This window comes from Paenibacillus suaedae, from assembly GCF_032337355.1.
Lineage (GTDB): Bacteria > Bacillota > Bacilli > Paenibacillales > Paenibacillaceae > Paenibacillus_B > Paenibacillus_B suaedae.
Window position 1 is genome coordinate 219,220 of the sequence record NZ_JAVYAA010000002.1, and the last position, 21,464, is coordinate 240,683.

24 protein-coding genes are annotated in these 21,464 nt (G+C 42.8%); 6 read left to right on the forward strand and 18 right to left on the reverse strand.

All coding sequences use genetic code 11. The annotated features are described in order from the left end of the window. Positions 1-4: 4 nt before the first annotated feature. From RQP50_RS08690 to RQP50_RS08725, 8 genes are all read right to left on the reverse strand, one after another. Positions 5-1,042 carry a sugar kinase gene (locus RQP50_RS08690; RefSeq protein WP_315744835.1) on the reverse strand — a complete coding sequence of 346 codons (1,038 nt, stop codon included), beginning with the start codon at positions 1,040-1,042 and terminating at the stop codon, positions 5-7. Continuing rightward, a complete protein-coding gene (dagF, locus tag RQP50_RS08695) occupies positions 1,035-1,790 on the reverse strand; it encodes a 2-dehydro-3-deoxy-phosphogluconate aldolase (protein ID WP_072730797.1) in 756 nt (251 codons plus the stop codon). Before dagF ends, RQP50_RS08690 begins: the two co-directional genes overlap by 8 nt. Then, complete coding sequence (locus RQP50_RS08700) at positions 1,783-2,895, reverse strand: DgaE family pyridoxal phosphate-dependent ammonia lyase (protein WP_072730796.1); 1,113 nt, start codon at positions 2,893-2,895, stop codon at positions 1,783-1,785. The genes dagF and RQP50_RS08700 overlap by 8 nt, the downstream gene beginning before the upstream one ends. After that, positions 2,849-3,979 (reverse strand): amidohydrolase/deacetylase family metallohydrolase, encoded by a 1,131-nt coding sequence (locus RQP50_RS08705; RefSeq protein WP_072730795.1) that lies wholly within the window; start codon positions 3,977-3,979, stop codon positions 2,849-2,851. Before RQP50_RS08705 ends, RQP50_RS08700 begins: the two co-directional genes overlap by 47 nt. 213 nt (positions 3,980-4,192) lie before the next feature. Beyond that, positions 4,193-4,588, reverse strand: coding sequence for a DUF6508 domain-containing protein (locus tag RQP50_RS08710; RefSeq protein ID WP_315744840.1), 396 nt, complete (start codon positions 4,586-4,588; stop codon positions 4,193-4,195). A gap of 15 nt (positions 4,589-4,603) precedes the next feature. Continuing rightward, positions 4,604-4,981 carry an SH3 domain-containing protein gene (locus RQP50_RS08715; protein ID WP_315744842.1) on the reverse strand — a complete coding sequence of 126 codons (378 nt, stop codon included), beginning with the start codon at positions 4,979-4,981 and terminating at the stop codon, positions 4,604-4,606. 238 nt (positions 4,982-5,219) lie between these two features. Continuing rightward, entirely contained in the window at positions 5,220-5,696 is a 477-nt protein-coding gene (locus tag RQP50_RS08720) for a hypothetical protein (protein ID WP_021252564.1), read from the reverse strand. Positions 5,697-5,981: 285 nt separating this feature from the next. Beyond that, positions 5,982-6,509, reverse strand: coding sequence for an MBL fold metallo-hydrolase (locus RQP50_RS08725; protein ID WP_315744846.1), 528 nt, complete (start codon positions 6,507-6,509; stop codon positions 5,982-5,984). 89 nt (positions 6,510-6,598) lie between these two features. Here RQP50_RS08725 and rluF point away from each other — a divergent pair, with 89 nt between their 5' ends. Then, a complete protein-coding gene (rluF, locus tag RQP50_RS08730; protein WP_315744848.1) occupies positions 6,599-7,312 on the forward strand; it encodes a 23S rRNA pseudouridine(2604) synthase RluF in 714 nt (237 codons plus the stop codon). 185 nt (positions 7,313-7,497) lie between these two features. Here rluF and RQP50_RS08735 read toward each other — a convergent pair whose 3' ends face one another. From RQP50_RS08735 to RQP50_RS08750, 4 genes are all read right to left on the reverse strand, one after another. Beyond that, a complete protein-coding gene (locus RQP50_RS08735; protein WP_315744850.1) occupies positions 7,498-8,988 on the reverse strand; it encodes a stalk domain-containing protein in 1,491 nt (496 codons plus the stop codon). A gap of 264 nt (positions 8,989-9,252) precedes the next feature. Next, positions 9,253-9,495 (reverse strand): hypothetical protein, encoded by a 243-nt coding sequence (locus RQP50_RS08740; protein WP_315744852.1) that lies wholly within the window; start codon positions 9,493-9,495, stop codon positions 9,253-9,255. Between the two features lie 84 nt (positions 9,496-9,579). Beyond that, positions 9,580-9,942 carry a DUF4181 domain-containing protein gene (locus tag RQP50_RS08745; RefSeq protein WP_072730791.1) on the reverse strand — a complete coding sequence of 121 codons (363 nt, stop codon included), beginning with the start codon at positions 9,940-9,942 and terminating at the stop codon, positions 9,580-9,582. Between the two features lie 69 nt (positions 9,943-10,011). Continuing rightward, positions 10,012-10,416 (reverse strand): hypothetical protein, encoded by a 405-nt coding sequence (locus RQP50_RS08750; RefSeq protein ID WP_036591870.1) that lies wholly within the window; start codon positions 10,414-10,416, stop codon positions 10,012-10,014. A 161-nt stretch (positions 10,417-10,577) separates the two neighbouring features. Between RQP50_RS08750 and RQP50_RS08755 the strand changes: the two genes are divergently transcribed. Beyond that, a complete protein-coding gene (locus RQP50_RS08755) occupies positions 10,578-12,236 on the forward strand; it encodes a S41 family peptidase (RefSeq protein ID WP_315744856.1) in 1,659 nt (552 codons plus the stop codon). 253 nt (positions 12,237-12,489) lie between these two features. Here the strand turns inward: RQP50_RS08755 and RQP50_RS08760 are convergent, their stop codons facing one another. Together RQP50_RS08760 and RQP50_RS08765 are read right to left on the reverse strand one after the other, a co-directional pair. After that, a complete protein-coding gene (locus tag RQP50_RS08760; RefSeq protein ID WP_315744858.1) occupies positions 12,490-13,263 on the reverse strand; it encodes a CPBP family intramembrane glutamic endopeptidase in 774 nt (257 codons plus the stop codon). A gap of 60 nt (positions 13,264-13,323) precedes the next feature. Further along, positions 13,324-13,617 carry an RNA polymerase alpha subunit C-terminal domain-containing protein gene (locus RQP50_RS08765; RefSeq protein WP_072730788.1) on the reverse strand — a complete coding sequence of 98 codons (294 nt, stop codon included), beginning with the start codon at positions 13,615-13,617 and terminating at the stop codon, positions 13,324-13,326. A gap of 297 nt (positions 13,618-13,914) precedes the next feature. Here RQP50_RS08765 and RQP50_RS08770 point away from each other — a divergent pair, with 297 nt between their 5' ends. Continuing rightward, positions 13,915-14,664 carry a MerR family transcriptional regulator gene (locus RQP50_RS08770; protein ID WP_315744860.1) on the forward strand — a complete coding sequence of 250 codons (750 nt, stop codon included), beginning with the start codon at positions 13,915-13,917 and terminating at the stop codon, positions 14,662-14,664. 105 nt (positions 14,665-14,769) lie between these two features. Here RQP50_RS08770 and RQP50_RS08775 read toward each other — a convergent pair whose 3' ends face one another. The 4 genes from RQP50_RS08775 to RQP50_RS08790 form a co-directional block, all read right to left on the reverse strand. Beyond that, positions 14,770-16,272, reverse strand: coding sequence for a malate:quinone oxidoreductase (locus RQP50_RS08775; protein ID WP_315744862.1), 1,503 nt, complete (start codon positions 16,270-16,272; stop codon positions 14,770-14,772). Positions 16,273-16,351: 79 nt separating this feature from the next. Next, positions 16,352-16,507, reverse strand: coding sequence for a hypothetical protein (locus RQP50_RS08780; protein WP_155987265.1), 156 nt, complete (start codon positions 16,505-16,507; stop codon positions 16,352-16,354). Between the two features lie 767 nt (positions 16,508-17,274). Then, positions 17,275-18,492, reverse strand: a complete 1,218-nt coding sequence (locus RQP50_RS08785) for a serine hydrolase domain-containing protein (RefSeq protein WP_315744864.1) — start codon at positions 18,490-18,492, stop codon at positions 17,275-17,277. 51 nt (positions 18,493-18,543) lie between these two features. Then, a complete protein-coding gene (locus RQP50_RS08790) occupies positions 18,544-18,981 on the reverse strand; it encodes a MarR family winged helix-turn-helix transcriptional regulator (RefSeq protein WP_072730784.1) in 438 nt (145 codons plus the stop codon). A gap of 190 nt (positions 18,982-19,171) precedes the next feature. On the opposite strand from RQP50_RS08790, the gene RQP50_RS08795 reads away from it, so the two are divergent. From RQP50_RS08795 to RQP50_RS08805, 3 genes are all read left to right on the forward strand, one after another. Continuing rightward, on the forward strand, positions 19,172-19,690 hold the full coding sequence (locus tag RQP50_RS08795) for a thioredoxin domain-containing protein (RefSeq protein ID WP_315744867.1): 519 nt from the start codon (positions 19,172-19,174) through the stop codon (positions 19,688-19,690). 149 nt (positions 19,691-19,839) lie between these two features. Continuing rightward, the gene (locus RQP50_RS08800) at positions 19,840-20,685 is read left to right on the forward strand and encodes a transporter substrate-binding domain-containing protein (protein WP_072730782.1); all 846 of its coding nucleotides are present in this window, start codon (positions 19,840-19,842) and stop codon (positions 20,683-20,685) included. 107 nt (positions 20,686-20,792) lie between these two features. After that, positions 20,793-21,461: an amino acid ABC transporter permease gene (locus RQP50_RS08805; protein WP_065293289.1), complete on the forward strand. Its 669-nt coding sequence runs from the start codon at positions 20,793-20,795 to the stop codon at positions 21,459-21,461. Positions 21,462-21,464 lie beyond the last annotated feature (3 nt).

Consider the following 21,464-nt stretch of genomic DNA (forward strand, 5'->3'; position numbering starts at 1 on the left):
CTGCCTACCTTTCTACATCTATCCCAGACTCCACCATCGCTCGCAGCACCTCACGCTCCGTGGCCAATGGTGTATCACCCTCAAATGTGTGCGCAAGCATGCTGGAAGCAGCGGCGAACTCTACCGTCTGCTCTGGAGCGAAGCCTTGGAATTCTCCGTGCAAAATACCGCATGTATAGGCATCCCCCGCTCCGATCCGATCATGAACCGCAAACGTTAATCGTTCCGAGAAGGTAAAGGATTCCTGCTTATACATGAAGCCTTGCAAGGAATGCGTCTGATTCTCGTGAATAGCGCGGTGAGTACCTGCTATGACCGAAATATTATACAGCTTCGCAACTCGAGGAATCAACTCCTCCAGCTGTTCGCACCGCTCCGTCTTCTCCGTCTCCATCCCGAGCGTCAGCATCGCGTCCTTCTCATTCATCATGACGATGTCCGCGAACCTGAGCATCTCTTCATAATGTGCTCTTGCCTTCACATAGCCCTCTTCGCCCCAATGCGCAGGACGATAGTTGCAATCGAAGATGACAGTACCTCCCGCAGCCTTAACGGCGGCAGCTAATGCCTTCATATGTTGGCGAACACCATCATTCATCGCGAGTGCAATGCCGCAGAAGTGAATCGCATCGATGCTGTCAGCAATCCCACTGTATGGATACACATCATTGGGCGCCGTATTGAAGCTGCTTCCAAGCCGATCTGTATAAGTTACGCGCCCAGGACGGGGACCGAATCCTTGTTCTAAAAAGTACATGCCGATATATTTGCCGCCACGGCTAATAAATGCCGTGCCTATCCCGAGCTTGCGCAGATATGCCTCCGCAGCTTCGCCAAGCGGATTGTCTGGCAGCCGCGATATCAAATAGGCATCATGGCCGAAGCGAGCAAGCTGCGAGCTAACGTTGACGCCTGTACCCGAAAACGAGTAATCCAGATGACTTGCTTGGCTTAATCGCTCCACGCCAGGCACCGTCAGTCGCATCATCACTTCGCCGAAGGCCGCTACCTTCTTCATGCCCAGCTTAGGCACATTAGGCATAATACTCGACCCATTTCTTCATCTCAGCGTATAAAGTGCGAATATCCTCTACCTTCGTGTTGCCCGTTGCTTTGTCCACGATTGAAGAGTACACATGTGGAATGACAATTGGCACCTTCGCTTCCAGTGCAATGCGCAGGATCGCTTCAAAGTTATCCAGATCAATGCCGCCAGTCGGCTCTAGTGCGAACCCTTCTTCACCGCACGCCTTTGCAACCGCCCGAAGCTCTTCTTCGCAAGCAAGCCCATTCATCGGGAAGTATTTCAATGCATTCCCGCCCATGTCGCGTACAAGCGCAATTGCACTCTTAATAGGAACAATGGCCTTGTCTGCCTGATCCGCACTAACTGGGCCTGTCGAGATATTAACGTATCCCACCTGCCCAGTCGGCGATACCAAGCTGTTAATCCAGCTATCCTTGCCATTCAAGTTCGCGCGTGTTGCCCCAACCGAAGGGAATACTTGATTGATATGACCGCCGCCATAATGCTTCGCAATCTCTGCCACTACAGCCGCCTGACGATTGTCGCCAGCTCCGAGTCCGATTGAAACTGCGTCGTCAATCACTGCGCCATATTCCTTCATCGCTTCTACAGCAGACTCAACCGTCGGATAATTTTTGGACAGGACGCCAACAAGTACATGACCTTCTGCCGCCTCGAAAATTTCCTTTGCATTTTCCACACTGTTTGCCAGCACATTCAGCGCCGCGCGTCCTTTGTATAAACGTTTATCCATATTAGACATGAGTAGGCCCTCCCACTAATTTGCGAATATGTGACTCAATGACGTCCATGTCATCCCCCATAAGCGGACGCGGATCGATATCGAAGTATCCTTGTCTAACCCCGTAGTCACGGGTATAAATGGCGATCTCCCCTTCTTGCAAGCCCTTCACAACGTCCTTCGCCGTCGTGCTGGCCAGAGCAGGATCGATCTGAATGCGAGCACGGTATATTGCACGCCCCGCTTCATCCTGTACAATCGTGCATGTGACACCCTGGAGCTCATTCAGCGGCATAAGCTTGGCAAGCTCTGCCTTCTCCTGTTCGCTCTTGTCTTCCTTCACCATATATTCGTCCAAAGCCTGCAGCAGTCCGAACACGGATTCTTTGCCTACCTTCATGCTCCGCCCGATCCCGTGAAGCTGTTCCTTCACCCATTCGATGGCTTGACGTTTGCCCGCCACTATGCCTGTCGTTGGACCTTCAATTGCTTTGGAGCCGCTATAGATCGCAAGGTCAGATACCTGCACATACTTGTGCAAATCTTCTTCCGCAGCCGCATCGACGATGAGCGGCACCCCATTACGCTGCGCTACTTCCCATGCTTCCTCAACGGATATCATGTTTTTTTGCACAGCATGGTGGGATTTCACATAGAGAATTGCCGCGGTGTGCTCATGAATGGCATCCTCGATATGCTCGGCCTTGCCTTCGTTCGCATACCCAACCTCCACGAGTTTCCCGCCGCCTAAGTAGACCATCGTCTCGACAGGTGCACCGTATTGGACATTATGACCTTTTAACATAATGATCTCGTTCTTCTCAATCGGATCTTGATGCAGGCGGAGGCTCTTGCGGCGATTGCCTTGTGTCACGATTCCCGCAACAGACAGTGCAATCCCGCTTGAGGCTGAGTTGACAATAACGGCAGCTTCGGAATCGATGAGCGCTGCAACGTAATCGCCTGCTTTATCGACGAGGTCGGCAATTTCTACATAGCTCTGTCCGCCGACCTTCATCGCTTCCATTACTGTATCGGACACAGCCGATACACCGAGAATACTCATGCGTCCGCTGGCATTAATGACGCGCTTCAGTCCGTACTTTACATGCAACGTACTCGCCATTTGCAAACACTCCCTTGGTTACGATATGTTGATGCCCGATACGGACATCGCCTTCTGAATCGATGAGTTCAATTGGCTCATTGCGTACTTCGAACAGCGTCAAGTTCGCGCGATCTCCTACTTGGATGCGACCAAGCTCCGGTTTGCCTAACCACTCCGCAGCACGCTTCGTTACGCCATCGATCACTTCTTCGAGCGTATACCCTAAGTACAAGAACTTCGACAGCACATGCGCCAAGCTGTACACAGGACCGTTCTGCCGGTTGCCGCGATAAATGTCCGAGCTGATTGTATCCACGGGAATGTGATGACACTTAGCCGCTTCCGCTACCTTGAAGGAGAAGCTCGCCGTACCGTGTCCAACATCCAGATGGACGCCACGTGCTACCGCCTCCTTCAACACATGAAGTGGTTCTCCCTTCGCATCAAATAAGTTGTTTGCTTTACCATTTAAATAATGTGTGATGATATCCTTCTGCTGCAAATAAGGAACGATCTCTTCAATATCCGGAGGTGCCGACCCGATGTGCACCATAACAGGGAGCCCCCTGTCTTCGGAAAACTGCCGTGCCTTGCGAAGCGGTTCAATGCCGCCGTCCAGCACAACACTTCGACTAATCCGAGCTTTGAGGCCAACAATGAAGTCTTTATATTGTTCTACCGCTTCCTTCACCGCTGATTCATCGATCCAAGACATATCCGACAATTCATCGATACGCTTCAGTCCAATTTTGGAGATATTAAGGAATGCCAGCACATTCGTGACAGATTGTTCCGCCTTCTCCTTCAGTTCCCCTATTCGCTCTGCCCCCAAGCTTCCGGCATCAATGATGGTCGCAACGCCTTGCTCGACACCAATCTTATCAATAGCGTCGCCATAAGGATCAAATTCCTCGAAGGCATGGACGTGCATATCAATCCAGCCGCTTGACACGTATGTATTCGTTCCGCTGTAATCCAATATCCGGCCACCTTGACCCTTGCCTGCTTCCGTGATGGCGGAGAGAGTTCCATCATCGACTACGATGTCTATTTCTGTACCGTCCACATACTTCACGCCTCTTATGACGATCCGTTCGCTCATGCTGCTCACCTCGCTTCGCGTAAACAATCTATCAATCTAACAACTTGATTTCACATTGGAAGGATAAAGACTAAGCGAAACATTATAATGTTTGAATTCATAGTAGCACCGCATGTTACCGACGTCAATATAACGTTATAATGTTTAAGCATATAAAAAACGAGTTATCACGTTTCTGTCATAACTCGTTAACTAGACACCTAATAGTGCTCTTTATTCCTCCGGAAATAACTCTCTTAATCGACGCAGAATTATCGAAACATTCCCATTTTGAATAACGGCTGCGAACATTCCTTCATTGAATCGATCGCCACGAATATAGCAGGTCATAAGTTTACGAAGCGTATCGATATCCGCGTTCCTAATTTGTTCATCGATATTGTTCCTGATGTCCTGATAGGTTTCGTGCTCCGCGAGCCAAGCTTTCCAATCAAACACAACCAAAAATCCAATATCATCAAGCGCTTTTCGAAATGCGGTAACAACTTCACTTTCACAAGGATACCCGTTCACGATTCGAATATGTTCATGATCGGCGTCTTGTAAACAATCAATGAAAACGAGAAGTCTTTCTATTTCTGTCCTTGCTAGAATATGAATGTCACTCAATGCGCCAACCACCCTTTACAAAAAATATTCGTCTGCAAGTTGTAGATTTCCCGCTGGTACCCATCCTTCTTCGGTGTTCATCCGGTGAGTGCACCATCTCCAACCATTCAGCTCCCTATAACCCACGAGCTGATCGCCTTCATCAACATTCAATTCTCGTGCGGTATAGTCCTCAAGGACAATTGCTTCTGTCCCCTTAGTGTCAAGGAGCTGCATCGGAACCCATCCGCTGATTTTTTGGTTCCCCTCTGATTGCGTCGTGCAGAAAATCCAGTTCTCCCAATTTTCAGGCCCTTCATATTTTTCCCCCATAATGACGGATTGTCCCTTTATTAACGTCAGCGGATTGGGATAATTGGATCTATGCTTCTTGATCACGATATAATCGTTCATTTGCGCACACCTCATCATGTAATTACTGCTTCACATACGAGTATTGTACCATCATAGCCTTTCCCAGAAAAGAACAAATGTTCGATATCATGAAACGTTACTTACCCCACGTACTAGCTGTTGAGGCTGAACATTCACATCCCTCAAAACATCATTCTCGCCTTACCTGTAATACAGTTCATCGCGCTTCTTTAACGGCAAATTTTAAGGCCATCCAGTGTGGATGGCCTGCATATTGTCACAATGTATATTCATATTCTCCTTTAATCACAAAATACGAGCCTCGAATTGTTCCCGCCAATTTTGATTTCTGTCTGGCGAACTTAAACTTCCCCTCTAACTCCTTTGGTACCTCCATCCCCTCAGAAAGCTTAAATCCAACAGCTCGCTTCTTCGGGTCATCCACCGTATACATGACATTGAGCCCAAGACCATCCTCATAAAAAACGTAGGTGATTTGAATATTTTCCACTTGAAAGTGCGACGTTTCTAAAGGTTTGGCCGCAAACTCAATATCACGTTCCTCTTTCAAGATTCGGTTCACGTAATCAAGGTTCTCCTGACTTTCGCTAGCTGGTACAACCGTAAATTCATGTTTGTATTTATTCATGAAGTAACGGGCTTCGTTAGCACGTAAACCAGCAAGTGTTTCTGCTACAGGTGAAGATTCTAAACCAACCGTAGACACATTTTTAAAATCAACGATATACGACACTTCGATCCCTCATTTCTCTTTCTTTGGTTTCCTAATTCTCTTATCAAATATAATGCCAAAAATGATGATTCAAGGGAAAATTTCGACTGGCAAATTTGCTGGTTTATTAAATGGTGTTCACATAGACTGGTATTAACAAATGTCTCTCTAGATATACGACGTTGTTGCATCCAATCCCCTCATCTAGCGGGGCGAAGCAAAACGCTCCAATCCGCCAATCGCATGCTGTATTTAACCAAATTGGATCGACCGTATCGATTACGAAGGAGCAGTTCATGCAGACATTTAGCCGCTTGAAGGAGGGGAAGTCACCTTGACCATCTCTTTATTGTCAGCATGAATGCTTTTCATTCCTTCAAAAAATGGATACTCCCTGCTTAAGTATTTTTCTAACTCTCCGTTATCATGAAGAAGCTGTTTTAAGTAATATTTTGAACTGTTTATCCTTTTTTGAATTTCCTCTTGATTCTGTGTTGTCGATCCGTGTCCAGGTATGTGAGTCGTTATTTGATGATTTTGCAAAATATTTTCTGCTTTATTGATCGTATGTACATAGTCTTCATAACTGCTAAAGATGAACGGAAACTCAACATCTGACAGGTAATCTCCAGAACAAAATAGACCATATGGTTCGATCACTGTAAATAAACCATCATTCGTATGACCAGGTGCTTGATAAAATGTCAGCGTTATCGAATCTAATTCTAATTTATGTCCATCCGCTGAAACAACAATATCTACCGTTGGATATACGGGTGAATAGCTTCTATGTAAATAAAAGGATGGATACTTTTGGAACAAATTTTTATCCATTATATCTGAATAATAGTATGTGATTCATCCTTAAAATAAAGTATAGTTAGTATCTAATTAAATAATCCTCTCATTAAGGATGTGTCAGCATGCGTATTAATAAATATATAAGTGAATCTGGAAAAGCATCTAGACGAGGTGCCGATAAATTAATTACCGATGGAAGAGTTACTATTAATGGTAAACTTGCAACTATAGGAAGCCAAGTTGAAGCTGGGGATGACGTTCGAGTAGATGGCAATCCAATCCAAAACCGAGAAGCAAAGCATAATGTCTATATTGCCTTAAATAAACCTGTAGGCATCACTAGTACAACAGAAAAAGGTGTAAAGGGGAATATTGTTGATTTCGTCAACCATCCATTACGAATATTTCATATTGGACGCCTGGATAAAGATTCAGAGGGCCTAATTCTACTTACAAACGATGGCGACATTGTTAACGAAATTCTGCGTGCTGAAAATAAGCACGAAAAGGAATATATCGTTGCAGTAGACAAGCCAATTACTCCTGAATTCTTGAAGAAGATGTCAGAGGGTGTCAGAATATTAGGTACAACAACACTGCCTTGTAAAGTAGTTCAATTATCAAGATTTGATTTTCAAATCATTTTGACACAGGGGCTTAATCGTCAAATTCGCCGCATGTGCACTGCATTAGGATACAGCGTTCGCCGATTGCAAAGAATCCGAATCATGAATATTCATTTAGCCAACCTTCCTGTTGGACAATGGAGAGATTTATCAAAGAAGGAGCTATCTCAATTATTTAGAGACTTAAATTATGAGCCAAAAGAATGGTAAAAACTAAGGGACATTAGAGTCCATCCTGCTTAAGGATGGACTTTCTTAACGTTTGTCGATTAACTCGATTTTTTCAAAAAATGTCTCCGCCATATTCTCCGCGCTGTCTGTAACAGCAAGTAAAGAAACAGGACGCAATCCAGTTGTCCTTAGATGCGTCCAAAATTGAGTTCTGTTATGCGGTCTTATTCTGGGAATATGATGACCATTTTTTTGCTGCCTAAATATTCAACCGAAGTATTAAGCTGCTCCGACACAAAGCGAACTGGAACAAACGTGCTGTTATTTCTCAGTAGTAAAGGAGCGTCGGACATCACAGTTCGCTGGTTTATCTTAACTTGCCTATTCCCCACAACCCAACGAATCGTTTTGCTGTCTTTTTGAATCGTTACCTCCTTCGTACTCTGGTTCCAACTTACATTTGCCCCAAGTTTCTCGGAAATGAAACGGATAGGTACGTAGGTACGGCCTGTCTGAATGAATGGCGCTGCTGTTAGATTGTAGATACTGTCGCCCACATAGGCTGCCTTGCTGCCGATCACCAAGCGTTGAGTCTTACGCTGAGACTTAATACCATAGTTATCCGCATTTAATTTTTTAAATATTTTATAGGTTTGGGTGCCTTGGCTTAAGTCCAAGTAGTTATCTTTCAACTGCAGTCCGTATCGTTCTGCCCCCGTATCCCAATGAAAATCATAACTATTATTTTGAATCGGCTCCAAATCCCACACCCGGTTGTTGTTCAAATGTAGGATTTTTAGGGCTTTCAAATTTCTTAACGGTTCCAAATTCCACACTCGGTTGTTATTCAAGTAGAGGGAATCCAACTTGTTCAAATGGTTTAATGGTTCTATATCTTTAATCTTGTTAGAAGAAAGATCCAAAGTAGACAAGTTAGTTAATTTTGCTAAAGGAGCAAGACTCTCGATGTTATTGTTGTTAGCAGAGAGACCTTCGAGATTGTTGAATCCTTCTAGCAGCTTAAGATCAGTTACCTGGTGTCCATCAATCCCCAGATATGTAAGACTTTTGGACATCATTCGTAGCGGCGAGAAATCCTTAATTTTATTGTTAGATACATTAAGATATGTCAATTTTTTCATATCTCCGAGAGGAGCTATGTCTTCTATCGCATTGTCGTCCATTTTCAAATACGCTAATTCTGCGGCACTAGAGAGTGCTGGAACATTCGAAATTTGATTGTGGCTGGCGCCCAACTCAATTAGACGAGGCAATTGTTTCACTACATCTAACGATGAGACCCGATTCCAACTTATTTCTAGATATTTCAGCTCCTTCATAGCTGACAATTCCTCAATCGATGAGATTTGATTGGCTTTGAGACTGAGAGTATGGATCTTTGAGAGTTTCTTTAGCGGTGCAAGATCAGTAATTTCATTAATGTCTAAATCGAGATCTGTGATATTGACGGCATACTCCAATCCCTGCAGATCTTTAATTCCTTTACCTGACAAAGATACAACGGTGAGAGATTCTAAATCCGTTTTGGTAAGTGGGTCATCGTCTTTTTTACCTATCCATGAACGAATCGATTTTTCGAGATTTCCATCTTTAATAATCGGTTCTTGGCTAACCGCTTCCATCGAAGCTTGTCCTGGAAGGGCCAAACTTAGGAAAAAAATAAAAATAAGTAAGCTTACAGCACGTTTCTTCATGATGATCATTCCCTCTGATGACTGTATTTTGTTACCTTGAGCTACTCTTGATAAGAATAGACATAATGAATATCCGTTACGCTATCGACAAATTAGTGTAACACCTAAAGTTTTCTAAATAAATAGGAGAATGTTGGGTATCGTGAGGGTGGCTTATACATCGAATGATTAAGGAATTAATCGAACAAGTCTTATTCCCGATACATGCTTTGGATTTGCCTGAGGGTAGCAAGCATCGTACCTAGAGATCTATCATATATGGACTCAACATGTGCGCTGGATTTCAAAGGATTGAGAAATAATTTCTCGCAATCCTTCAAGTCCATCTACCGGGATACGCTCTTGAGTTTCAACGTAATCAATATGATGTTCCCGATAATACTTCTTCCAAAAGCCTACCGCTCGTTGGTTTGCTGCTAACTGACAGATGGAAATCTTCCCAGAAAGCTGCCCAAGCACCTTCTCTACTGTGATCGATGCAATGTTCGTACCCCGATATCTTTTCAATACAAACAACTCTTGCACGGTATAATCAACATCTTCGGCTACAAATGGTGAAGCACAAACCAAAATGAAGCCGTCTGTACGAAATCAAGGTTCATAAATAACAACGGCAACCAGTAATGCTGCTAGTGGTATAATGATCGCGGTTACGATACACTGTTTTCGATTGCTGGAATACTTCCATTCGATAAAAAAATTGAACGCTCCTGTAATCGTCAAAAATGATATCCAAAACATCTTCAATACGATGGTCTTGGAATAGATGTAATCATAATAGAAGAAGAATACACCTAAATAGATAATCGCTACTATGATCAAGCCCCACCATTGTAGTTTCTTGCCTTCTTCACGAATCTCCGTTTTTTCGGGCCCGATAATCAATCTGCTGAGTACCGACTTAAGCAGCACTATAAAAAGAACGATAAATGAGATCATAGATGAGTTGGGCATCGTATTCACCCCTTTATTTTTATCAGATTCGAAATTCTACATGGGTACGTTCAAGCAGTCGTATTTCTTCTACTCGCTCTTCCCCGATTTGTTGATAACTTCCCGCAGTTGATTGGCATAGGTTTTTCCTATTTCGTATCCTACTTCAGAATGATTCAGGTCGACTAGTAAGCCTTTCTTTCCTCTCTCTGCACCTAATGATAAATCGTACTTAGCAATCGTATGGTCAGAATAAGTAATGGTCATGCGATATTCTGCTGCGTAATCTAATGCGCCTGGCAATTTCGTCGCTGTATCGGTTGCCCTTTCGAACTTCTTCATGATCTGCTCATTACTACTGCTATAATTGCTGCACTTCTCCACTCGTTCCAACCCTTGACACTCTAGCTCTATAGAAACTATGGATTTACTTCCACAACCGGTAATGCCTAACAACATTAATAAAAGCAGTAATGTAAAGATTCCTTTATGCATAAGTATCAGCTCATTTCAAAATAAGATTGCTGTTTAGACCAGACACACTGTAGAGCAGTATTCACGAGCGTGCGAAAATTTAGGAACAATTTATGTATCGTTCAAGCAGCTTCTGAATGGCATTATATAGAAACTGATTTTATGGGGAGAGGTGCTCTTTCATGAGCTTTTACGGCACGATTGATTCCATCAAGTGGTTTACGGTCTGGGATTTAATCCTTAGCGCTTTGAATTTATTTGTTCTGATCTGGTATGCTGTGCCGATTCAGAAATATTACAGGTGGTTAGACTTTGTGCCGAGTATCACCCTTCTTGGAGCAGTTATAAGCATTTTAGATGGGGATACTTCAGATCTATCCTTGCTCATCTATTCTTGGACATTCCTCGTATTCATCTGCACCATCAAAAAGATATTCAAGCCTTCTCGACGCATCCTTGTTCCTAAGTATCGAATATGGCGGATTATAGTTTGTATCGTCGGGGTGATCCCCTTTGTAGCTGCACTGATGTTCGCAGGGCAATTGAGGTACAATCCGGTAAGCGACTTAAGCAGCCTGAGCTACTCCCAAGCATTTGTAAAAATGAATGAGCGACTGTCAGTGGAATACCCGTTCAGTGATTGGAAAAAAATCAATTGGGATGCGCTAAGAAGTAAGTTCGAGCCTATCTTCCAAAAAGCTGAGAAAAATCAGGATAAAGCGCTCTATTACCAGACCTTGAAGGAATACGTCAGCTCCATTCCCGATGGTCATGTCGGTCTTAAAGAAAATAAGGCAGAGCTTAAGGCTGAAATTGGAGGCGGATTCGGCATAACCGCGATCCGTCTGGATGATGGTACGATATTCGTAAACAAGGTCATTAAGGATAGTCCTGCTGAACAGATAGGAATCAAAGTCGGTGCAGAGATTGTGACTTGGGATGGCCGTGATGCGCAAGAAGCCTACAACAACTCAGGTTTTATAGTCACCTCGTTGGCTACAGAACAAGCGAAGATGCATCATCAAGGTCTGCTTATGACACGAGCCCCAATTGGCAAAGAGGTGCAAGTCGCCTTTATCAATCTAAACGAAACGAAAACCCAAAAGGTTACACTTCAGGCATATGACGACAACTTCCTAACTTTACAAAGGGACAATGCTGGACAGGACATCATCGAAGGTCAATTATTAAGCAGCGGATACGGCTATTTGAAGATTAATTCATTTCAGAAAGATCTCTTCTCTACAAGTCCGGAAGAAATATTGACCAGCAAGTTGCAGGCATATCTGGATCATCAAATGAAAGGATTGATCATTGATGTTCGAGATAATCGAGGAGGTGAAGACCAATTAGTAGCGGATATAGCCCGGCATTTTGTACAGGAGGAACGCTTTTACGAAATTACGAGCTATTATAACAGGTATACCCACAAATTCGAGTTGAATCATAATGAAACTAGAACGCTCACGCCAACAGAACCATCGTTCAACGGGAAAATCGCCATCTTAATCAACAGTCAAACGGTCAGCTCTGGAGAAGGAATTCCATTAGCCTTGAAAGGACTGCCCAATGTCAAAATCATTGGATTTACGCCTACCAATGGCTCATTTGGTCTATACACAGCTCCGATTACCATTCAGCTGCCAGAGGGATATGTCGTACAATTGCCAGATGGCAGATCATTGAACCGCAACCATGAGATTCAAGTCGACAGCGACTTTAGCGGAAAAGGAGGCGTTACCCCAGATATTCAAATTCCGCTAACAAGAGAAACGTTTAAGGCCAAGTATGTTGATAGTATAGATGTGGAGTTGGAATATGCGATTAAAGCGCTGCAATAAATCCGGATGTAGTGCAGTCTAATTCGATAACATTGGAAGGAGGAGCAACCGTCTTCCAGAAGTGGAGGCTGTTGCTCCTTCGTTACTAACCATGTGCACACTCTCCACACCATACATAGTTCCCGTTATATCTTCGAATGCAGGATTGAACCCACTTTCTCTTGTCTACGTGAATGCGATGGGAGCGGCACTTCGATATTGCTACACTGAAGCATCTGAGCTGCTGGACTGCTGTGCAGATGAAGTTTCTCCTTTAGCAGCCTTCATCCACCTTCGTAGTCGGCGTATGCATAACGCCAATCCATAGCAAGACCCAGAGTGGCGCATTGCCAATTGCATGTGCAGCGAACGAAGCCCATGTCGAACCCGTATACTGTGCAATCCATGGTGCAATGAGCATGCCCGGAAGCATTCCGATAAAATGCCATTTTAAGCATGCATGTATCAACCAAGCCCACAGCAATCCGTTAACGACCCAAGCGTATGAACCGAATAGATCGATTTGCAAGGGAAGCATATACCCTCTCCACATTAGCTCTTCGCTGAACATAGCAATCAAATGCAGCGGAATGAACCAAGCAAGCAGCTTCCCATTTCGACGCAGCGGTGTATGAAAAAATTCAGTAGGCGGTATGGAATACTTCTTGAGCGGATTGAAAGGCGCCGGAAGGTATGGAGGTGGAGCAAAAAGGCGTTTGCGTGCGAAATATTTACCTACCGGTTCTAATAACTGATCAAATAAAATAGTAAAAACAACGGCTCCAATGACCCACAGCCAGTCCTGGCTATCAATGGGCGTTAAGCGGAATCGCTCTATGAAGGATGCTAGAGACAGAACGCCGCCATCTAACCAATAAAGCAAAATACTTACCGGCAACAGCATGATGACAGGTGCCCATAAAAAGAACCAGAACGAAAACAAAAGGGAGGCGCCCCTGTTCACTAGCTTAGGCGTCCAAACATAAAATCCGCAGTACAGCACTGCTCCTACTACTCCGTATAGTAAAATCTGAGCCCACAGCGACATCCACATTCTCCTCAACTTTCAACTTGAAGTATAATCAGGATCATTCTGCTGTTCGATTGTTTATGATTTGAATGACAAGCCCGCTTCCTGCAATGCATTTCTAAGCTTAGGCAATGACGCTGGGCCCATTCCGTGAAATTTCATAATCTCTTTTTCGGTGTGCTTAGCCAGTTCCTCCAACGTGGTTATTCCATTGTGCTCCAACGCACGTCTAGCTGGTGCTGAGAGAATCGCTAGAAACCCCTCCTGCGGCTTGCGCGCTTGCTCACAAACCGGACAAGTTGGACAATCTGTGCTTTTATAATATTGATGTCCCTGTTTACATGTTCTTAGCGTTTTATTGGACGCGGTCATAGTGGTTGTCCCCTCTCCTATTGCTAGCTGTTAATTGTACATGATAAGCAGATCTTAGGCCGAGATGCTGCAGCCACAACACCTTCCACGATTATACATTCAATTGTGTTATGACAAAAGATATTTGCTTACATCTGAGGGAATTTGACGTTTTTGCTTCCCTTTCACCTTCGCTTCGGAAGAACGGAAACGGAATCATTATTAGAAATCCTGCGAAAAAACAAACACTAGCTAATCGTCTTGACTCTCCTCTTAGGGAAGGCCTTACACTACATAAGGAAGGGAGGAAGCAATCGTTTGTACACCGTAAAAGAAGTATCCGAGATGTCCAATATTACAATCAAAACGCTTCATCATTATCACAAAATTGGTCTCCTCTTGCCAAGCAAGCGAAGCGAAGCTGGATATCGGTTATATGGAACGAAAGAGCTTGAACGTCTGCAAGAGATTCTATTTTACAGAGAATTAGATTTTTCCTTAGATCAAATCAAGGAAATGATGGAACATCATTCAGATCGACTATCTATTCTTGCCCAGCAGGAGGAGCTGCTCCTCCATCGTAAAGACAGGTTGGACACCATTGTTCAAACATTACGTAAATCCATTGAGTGTAGTAAGGATGGTGAATCTATGGATAACAAAGAAATGTTCATAGGGTTTGCAAGCGAAGAAGAGTGGAACAAAGCGCTGATTGAACAAAATGAGTATTTGAAGGCTTCGTACGGGATGGATTCTCTGGAGGTTGCTCCTGAGGAAGTTCAGAATATCAATGAACAAGCAGTTGAAGCCATGACATTCATGAACAAAATGGCTAATTCCTTACGAGATGGAATTAAGCATAACGATGAGAAAATAGTCAGTCTTATTCGATACCATCTAGCGTTTATGAATAACCGTGGGCACAATACGTCTGCTAAAGAATTTGCCGCACAGACTCAATTTTTTCTTAGTGATGATTTTCATCTTAATATGCTCGAGAGTCAGCAGACTGGATTGGCTTATTATCTTGCAGCTGCGGCAGCGTCTTTCGAGACAACAAATTCATAACTCATCGCCCAGAACAAATGGGCATATAAGCTGATATATTTGATTACTAAAAAGGCCTTGATCCTGTAAATCTCAGGACTAAGGCCTCTTCATTATGTTTATCGTCTACACCACTGGCTGAAGCTCACTGTTAAGAGCAAGCGTACGTTCAGTTGACGCATGAATTTCTTTAAATAGCTCCGGGTTTTCCGCAAGTGATACACCATAGGATGGTATCATTTGCTTGATCTTTGGTTCCCACTCCTTCACATATTGCGGGAAGCATTGCTTAATGACCTGCAGCATGACATGAACGGCTGTTGAAGCACCTGGAGATGCACCAAGCAAGGCAGCAATCGAACCATCAGCAGCACTAATTACTTCTGTGCCGAACTGAAGTGTACCTTTGCCGCCATGTGACGTATCTTTAATGACTTGCACACGCTGACCTGCCACGACCAAATCCCAATCCGCGCTCTTCGCGTCCGGGACAAAATCTCGCAAATCCTTCATGCGCTTTTCTTTGGATAACATCACTTGTTGAATAAGGTATCTTGTCAATGGGACGTTCTTCGCTCCAGCTGCTAGCATCGTAAAGAGATTATGCGGCTTCACCGATGTAATCAAATCGAACATGGAGCCCGTCTTCAGGAACTTTGGCGAGAAGCCAGCAAACGGTCCGAACAGCAATGTCTTCTTGTTATCAATATATCTAGTATCCAGATGCGGGACAGACATTGGCGGAGCGCCAACAGGAGCCTTCCCGTATACCTTGGCATGATGCTGCTCTACTATTTCCGGATTATTGCATACCATGAACAATCCACTTACCGGGAAGCCACCGATACCTTTGCCTTCAGGAATTCCTGATTTTTGCAGCAAATGAAGACTGCCACCCCCGCCGCCGATAAAGACAAACTTTGCCGAATGGCGTTCAACGGTACCGCTTTGCATATTCCGAACCTTCAGCTCCCATAAGCCATCCTTCGTCCGCTTCAGATCATCCACACTATGCTTGTATTGAATCGCAACGTTTTTGCTCTTCAGATGGTCAAGCAGTATGCGCGTTAAAGCGCCAAAGTTAACATCCGTTCCGGTGTCAATTTTGGTAGCTGCCATCGGCTCATTCGTCGTTCTGCCTTTCATAATAAGCGGAATCCATTCCGATAGTTTGGCCGTATCATCGGAGAATTCCATACCTTGAAACAGCGGATTATTTGATAGCGCTTCAAAACGATTTCTTAAAAAGGCGACATTGCTTTCCCCTTGGACTAAGCTCATATGAGGCAAGGGCATAATAAAATCCTGCGGATTACGGATTAATTTGCTGCTTACGAGATAAGCCCAGAATTGCTTTGAAAGCTGGAATTGTTCATTAATCTTAATCGCCTTGCTAATATCTATGGTTCCGTCCTTCTTCTCGACGGTGTAGTTAAGCTCACATAGCGCAGCATGCCCTGTTCCTGCATTATTCCATTCGTTAGAGCTTTCTTCTCCTGCGTTAGCGAGTTTTTCAAAAACTGTAATTTCCCAATCCGGTGCTAATTCTTTCAGCATTGTCCCCAAAGTCGCGCTCATAATTCCGGCACCAATTAAGATAACGTCTGTTTTAGTTTGTCTGTTGATCATTTTTACCGTCCTTACATGCTAATGTATTTGTAGAAAAGATATAGGCGCACCTGCCTGCTTGACTCATTCATCCAGATAGTCAATCGGGATGCATAAAAACCAAGGCCTTCTCCCAACTACTTGCAAGGAATGTTGCTTTGGTTTGCTCCGATTCCAGTGAATAACCGCCCTGCGAGCCCCCTAGTTTGCGCTGTACTGCTTTTTTGGACTTGAAAAATGCTCTTCGCAATAACATCGTGGTACCACCAATTTTGGATTAGCGATCATCCCCAATATGCTTTTCTCACCAACGACTTGTAAACAGCAATCTTAACAGCAAAAAATTCAACCTGAGAGCAAAGTTCCATGTTCTCAGTGGAAAGGAATATCAATTGAGACCCCTTTGTTAAACTCTAGATTCAAAAATGATTGAATCTCCTCATTTGCTGTATATCTGGGGTGCCGTGACTCCTTTAGAGGATTAATATTATCATAACATAAAAAAATCCATTTGTTAGTATTGATTTTAAACATAAATGTATGGATAGTCATTGATTTTTGTTTGGATCAGGTCATACCGTCCAAACCCTCATTGTAAATAAAATGAGGCTCCCACCTAAGTCACCTTGGACTGGAGTAGCCTCATTGTATTATTTAACTGTTAATGGACTAGATTACTTCGACTTGAATGGCATTGTCGGCTTTCAAGAAACTAATTTAAATAGAAACAAATTAAAATAACTTGAACTTTAACATGTACATCAGAATTCTTTTTACAAAAACATATATAGATTCTACATCATTAGAATTCATTGATTCCCACGGTGCAGTTTTCTCTATTTTTCCCCTAACGACTTGATTCTGTGGTGATAGAGATACGATTGTTCCATATACAGTAGCCTTTTCATTTGCAGTTACTGTTGCAGTTGTTGATGATGATGTTGTTGCTACCTACCATTTACAATCTCGAAGACTCGACAGAAACATACAAATTAATATTTGTTTCAAGTTTCACTCCTTAATCTATAGTTTATGAAACGGTATTTCTACACCCTCATCAATAAAGATTCCTTCAGAAATATCGATATAACTCATCGTATTTCGAATCCAATACAGGTTCGGTTCCACTTTAAATAAATGGGTATCATGTTGGTCATGGAAAGAAATAATATACGAGTTTATTCCCTCTTTAATTATGAAGGATGTTTGATATTCATCAGCGAGTTGATAAGTACCTGCGAGATTATCAGCACTATTGAATTTCATGATACTAGGATGCTTTGGAGCATCAGGTTCTTTACTTTCACTAGCTTGGTTTAAGAATTCTAATATTTGCTGCTCGTAAAAAGGGCTTACCTCTTCATTCGTTAAGAGAACCGTCACCTCTCCGCTTGTCACGGAACATAAGCAATGCGACGAATAGCCAGGCCAACCACCAGAGTGACCAATAGAACCGTCTTGAATGATAAACCCACAACCATATGAGCTATGTAACGGTGAAGGAGTAAGGGCGCGATTCACCATTTCAAGCGATACTAATTTACCTTGAAGAAACCCTTTTACAAATCGGGCTATATCTTGAGCTGTTGCATAAATGCCTCCGTCACCATAAAAATCGTGTTTCTTATCGATATCTTTAAAAATCGGATCGTCTGTTGCATGGATATATTTCTTATTTATAAAATCAAATAGCTTACCGACAGCAGTTAGTTTCAATTTTGGCTTCGTTGTCGTGTTTTGAAGTTGAAGAGGTTGGGCGATCATTCTTTGTAAATAATCCTCATAAGAAAGTTGACTTGCCTGTTCGATAATTTTAGCTAGCAAAACATAATTTGTATTTGTATAAAGCCAACCGCTACCTGGTAGGAAATAAGGCTCCTTGTTATGTAAAATATCTTCAATTTTCTCAACTGAAGAATTATCGATATATTCTGGGATACCGGATGTATGCATCAACAAATCTTTAATCGTTACATCTTTAAAGATACTTGTATCAAACCACTTTGTTAGGTTGTCTTTAAAATGAATCACCTTCTGCTCTATTAATTGAAGAACCATTACAGCAGTGTACATTTTGCTTAAAGAAGCAATGTTAAATAGTGTTTCCCCCGTAATCGGAACTGAATTCTTCATATCTGCAAAACCTATTGTCACATCTACAATTTCGTTATTGCTCGTTTCTACATAAACTGCACCATTGAACTGGATTTTTTCAAGCGTAGAATAAATAGAGTTAAACATAATTAAGCCTCCTAAATATATTAGTTGTCTAACATATTGGATGAGAAGAACTCAAATGAACTCTTCAGCTGCAATTTGTTTCAATTTTTTCGTAATTCTTTCTAACTCGTTACGTTCGGCAACAGTTAGTTTAGAAAATAAACGATCGGCCACAGAGCGCTCGACATATTCTTGCTTTTCAAAGTACTCCTCGCCTTTAATTCCTAGCGTAATAAACACTTCTCGGCGATTATCAGGATTGATAGCACGATGAATAAACTGGTTTTTCTCCATCTTCGCAATAAGCTGGCTTACTGCACTAGAACTAATGTTCATTTCTATAGCAATCTCACCTACCGTTATTTTGTTGGCTGCATATACAATATCCAGCAACACGGCTTGCTGAGTGGTGATAGAGCTAGCTAAATATGGTTCATAGTGTTTAAAAATCAAGCGGTTAATGGCATAATCAGCTTCATTAATTTGTTTTACTTGTTCATAGATGTTCACGCAGCTCACCCTCTGAAATATGTTAGATACCTAATATATTAGAGGGGCAGCTGCGATAAGTCAAATTATTCGATAATGGATTGTAGTATGGTAACTTAGCTTTTAACCGATAGCAATTAATGTTGACAATATAGGTCGGAATAATTATAGTTTACTAGTATCAACATTCTTCTAAGAAAGCGGGTTAAACATGACCAATCACATTGAGAACAGACAATTGAGTTTTGGACAGAAAGACGCCCCTATTAAGGTTGAGGTATTTTTGAATTTAACCTGCCCTTACTGCGCAACCTTCTTCGGCATCGCGGAAGATGTTCTGCCAGCCTTCTTGGAACAAGGTCAAGTTGAATTTATCGTCAAGCATTATGATAAGCCTAGAGAGATGCTGTTAAATGGAACGCTGGTTAACTTGTTCTTGGACTATAGAAATCCTGCTCGTGCAAGAGAGATTATCAAAGAATTGTTCAAAACCCAATCCCAATGGGATCAGTTGAACAATCAAGAAATCAAAAATCTGCTAGCTTCCAACTATCAACTGCAAGAAGAGCCGGATAACACGGAAATTAGCTTGCATGTCACGGCAGAAGCCATTCGCAGAAACGTGAAGATGGTTCCGACTGTATTTATCAACGATAAAGAATATCAGTTCCCTAAAGAAATTGATGCAGACGAATTGAAGGCTGAAATCGAAGCTCTCCTGGCAAAGTAATCTCTTTGTCGCCAAAGCTCTGAACATATATTCTTAGAGCACGTTCATTTCATTCGTTTTGTTGAATTCCTTATCTATCAATTCCGACTTTACGCATATGTTTACACTACACATAAGATGCAAGCATGCACAATCTACAGGAGGACATTATGAAGCAGCATTTATCTAAATCCTATCGTCTATTGTTAACGTTAACGATCTTTGCCGTATTTCTAACCGCCTGTGGTGCAGGTAAAACTGGCGATTCTGCCAATTCGAATATCGCGAAGGATGCCCAAGGAGCATCACCGAAAAAAGTGCTTCGCGTCGGGACTTCTGGCATTTATCCGCCGTTTGTATCAAAAGGTAAGGACCAAAAGCTTGAAGGCTATGATGTCGATGTATTGAATCTAGTTGGCGAAAAACTAGGCTATGAAATTGAATGGACGGTAGCTGAATTTTCCGGATTATTCGGCATGATGGACAGCGGTCGTATCGACACTATCGCCAACCTAATTGCCGTTACCGATGAACGGAAAGAAAAATATGACTTTACCGATCCCTATGCATATTATTCAGTTACTCTCGTCGTCAAAAATGACCGTGATGATATCAAGTCCATGGATGATTTGAAAGGGAAAAACCTAGGTGCCCTGCTTGGCAACAATATGCATAAGTATGCAACAAAGTGGAATGAAGAGCATGGGAATGAGATCAATATCCGTGCCTATCAAGACGTAAGCGGTACATATAAAGAAGTGGATATGGGGCGGATTGACGCCTTCATTGACAGTAACTTTGTTGCGCACTCTCGAATTAAAAAGGAAGGCTTACCGCTGAAGATTTTCTCGGAGAAGCCTCTCTACACAACCGAGAATGCATTTCCATTTGTAAAGAGCAAAGAGAATGAAGAGTTCATTAAGCAGTTCAGCAAAGCGCTGCAAGAGTTGAAAGACTCCGGCAAATTGAAGGAGCTTTCGGACAAATGGAGTGAGATTGACGTGACGAAACCTTAAAGCTCGTCATTCAGCTCATAATTAGATGTTACAGATCCCCCTATTTCAGGGGGTTTCTTCATTCCCTATTCAACATGAATTAAGACTACAATTGGTGGTGTCTATCCATGAATTTTGATGTGAAATATATGCTTGGGCTGTTTCCATCGCTGCTCGAATATTTGCCGCTCGTCCTGTACATCACGCTGCTGGCTTTCTTATTCGCTATTTTGCTAGGCATGGTGTTTACTTGGATCATTTCAAATAAAACGAAGATTATATATCCGATCTTACTCGTAATTATTTCTTACTTCCGGGGAACGCCGTCCCTCATTCAAATCTTTGTTTTTTATTTTGGTATGCCGCAGCTGTTCCCGTGGATGAATTCGATGGATGCAGTTACAGCCGTCATCATCGCATTAAGCTTGCGCAACGCCGCATATCTATCGGAAGTCTTCCGATCTGCGTTGGCATCGGTAGATAAAGGGCAAGCTGAAGCAGCTTTATCCGTCGGTATGACAAGATGGCAAGCAATTCGAAGAATTGTACTGCCACAAGCTGCAAGAACCGCAATCCCGCCAACCGGGAACTATTTCATTATGATTTTCAAAGAAACCTCGCTCGCCTTTACAATTGGGGTCACAGACATGTTGGGACAAGCCAAGCTGGAAGCGGCTGTTACTTATAAGTTCTTGGAGGCATTTCTGGCAGTTGGATTCATCTACTGGGTCGTCACTGCAATCTTCTCCTCGATTCAATCCCGAATTGAATGGAGAATGGAGAAGCCTTATCGATAGGAG

Excerpts from the sequence above, each read along its gene's own strand:
- RQP50_RS08690 (WP_315744835.1), bottom strand. The coding sequence starts at position 1,042 with ATGCCTAATGTGCCTAAGCTGGGCATGAAGAAGGTAGCGGCCTTCGGC.
- dagF (WP_072730797.1), bottom strand. The coding sequence starts at position 1,790 with ATGTCTAATATGGATAAACGTTTATACAAAGGACGCGCGGCGCTGAAT.
- RQP50_RS08700 (WP_072730796.1), bottom strand. The coding sequence starts at position 2,895 with ATGGCGAGTACGTTGCATGTAAAGTACGGACTGAAGCGCGTCATTAAT.
- RQP50_RS08705 (WP_072730795.1), bottom strand. The coding sequence starts at position 3,979 with ATGAGCGAACGGATCGTCATAAGAGGCGTGAAGTATGTGGACGGTACA.
- RQP50_RS08715 (WP_315744842.1), bottom strand. The coding sequence starts at position 4,981 with ATGAACGATTATATCGTGATCAAGAAGCATAGATCCAATTATCCCAAT.
- RQP50_RS08725 (WP_315744846.1), bottom strand. The coding sequence starts at position 6,509 with ATGGATAAAAATTTGTTCCAAAAGTATCCATCCTTTTATTTACATAGA.
- rluF (WP_315744848.1), top strand. The coding sequence starts at position 6,599 with ATGCGTATTAATAAATATATAAGTGAATCTGGAAAAGCATCTAGACGA.
- RQP50_RS08735 (WP_315744850.1), bottom strand. The coding sequence starts at position 8,988 with ATGAAGAAACGTGCTGTAAGCTTACTTATTTTTATTTTTTTCCTAAGT.
- RQP50_RS08745 (WP_072730791.1), bottom strand. The coding sequence starts at position 9,942 with ATGCCCAACTCATCTATGATCTCATTTATCGTTCTTTTTATAGTGCTG.
- RQP50_RS08750 (WP_036591870.1), bottom strand. The coding sequence starts at position 10,416 with ATGCATAAAGGAATCTTTACATTACTGCTTTTATTAATGTTGTTAGGC.
- RQP50_RS08755 (WP_315744856.1), top strand. The coding sequence starts at position 10,578 with ATGAGCTTTTACGGCACGATTGATTCCATCAAGTGGTTTACGGTCTGG.
- RQP50_RS08760 (WP_315744858.1), bottom strand. The coding sequence starts at position 13,263 with ATGTCGCTGTGGGCTCAGATTTTACTATACGGAGTAGTAGGAGCAGTG.
- RQP50_RS08765 (WP_072730788.1), bottom strand. The coding sequence starts at position 13,617 with ATGACCGCGTCCAATAAAACGCTAAGAACATGTAAACAGGGACATCAA.
- RQP50_RS08775 (WP_315744862.1), bottom strand. The coding sequence starts at position 16,272 with ATGATCAACAGACAAACTAAAACAGACGTTATCTTAATTGGTGCCGGA.
- RQP50_RS08780 (WP_155987265.1), bottom strand. The coding sequence starts at position 16,507 with ATGTTATTGCGAAGAGCATTTTTCAAGTCCAAAAAAGCAGTACAGCGC.
- RQP50_RS08785 (WP_315744864.1), bottom strand. The coding sequence starts at position 18,492 with ATGTTTAACTCTATTTATTCTACGCTTGAAAAAATCCAGTTCAATGGT.
- RQP50_RS08795 (WP_315744867.1), top strand. The coding sequence starts at position 19,172 with ATGACCAATCACATTGAGAACAGACAATTGAGTTTTGGACAGAAAGAC.
- RQP50_RS08800 (WP_072730782.1), top strand. The coding sequence starts at position 19,840 with ATGAAGCAGCATTTATCTAAATCCTATCGTCTATTGTTAACGTTAACG.
- RQP50_RS08805 (WP_065293289.1), top strand. The coding sequence starts at position 20,793 with ATGAATTTTGATGTGAAATATATGCTTGGGCTGTTTCCATCGCTGCTC.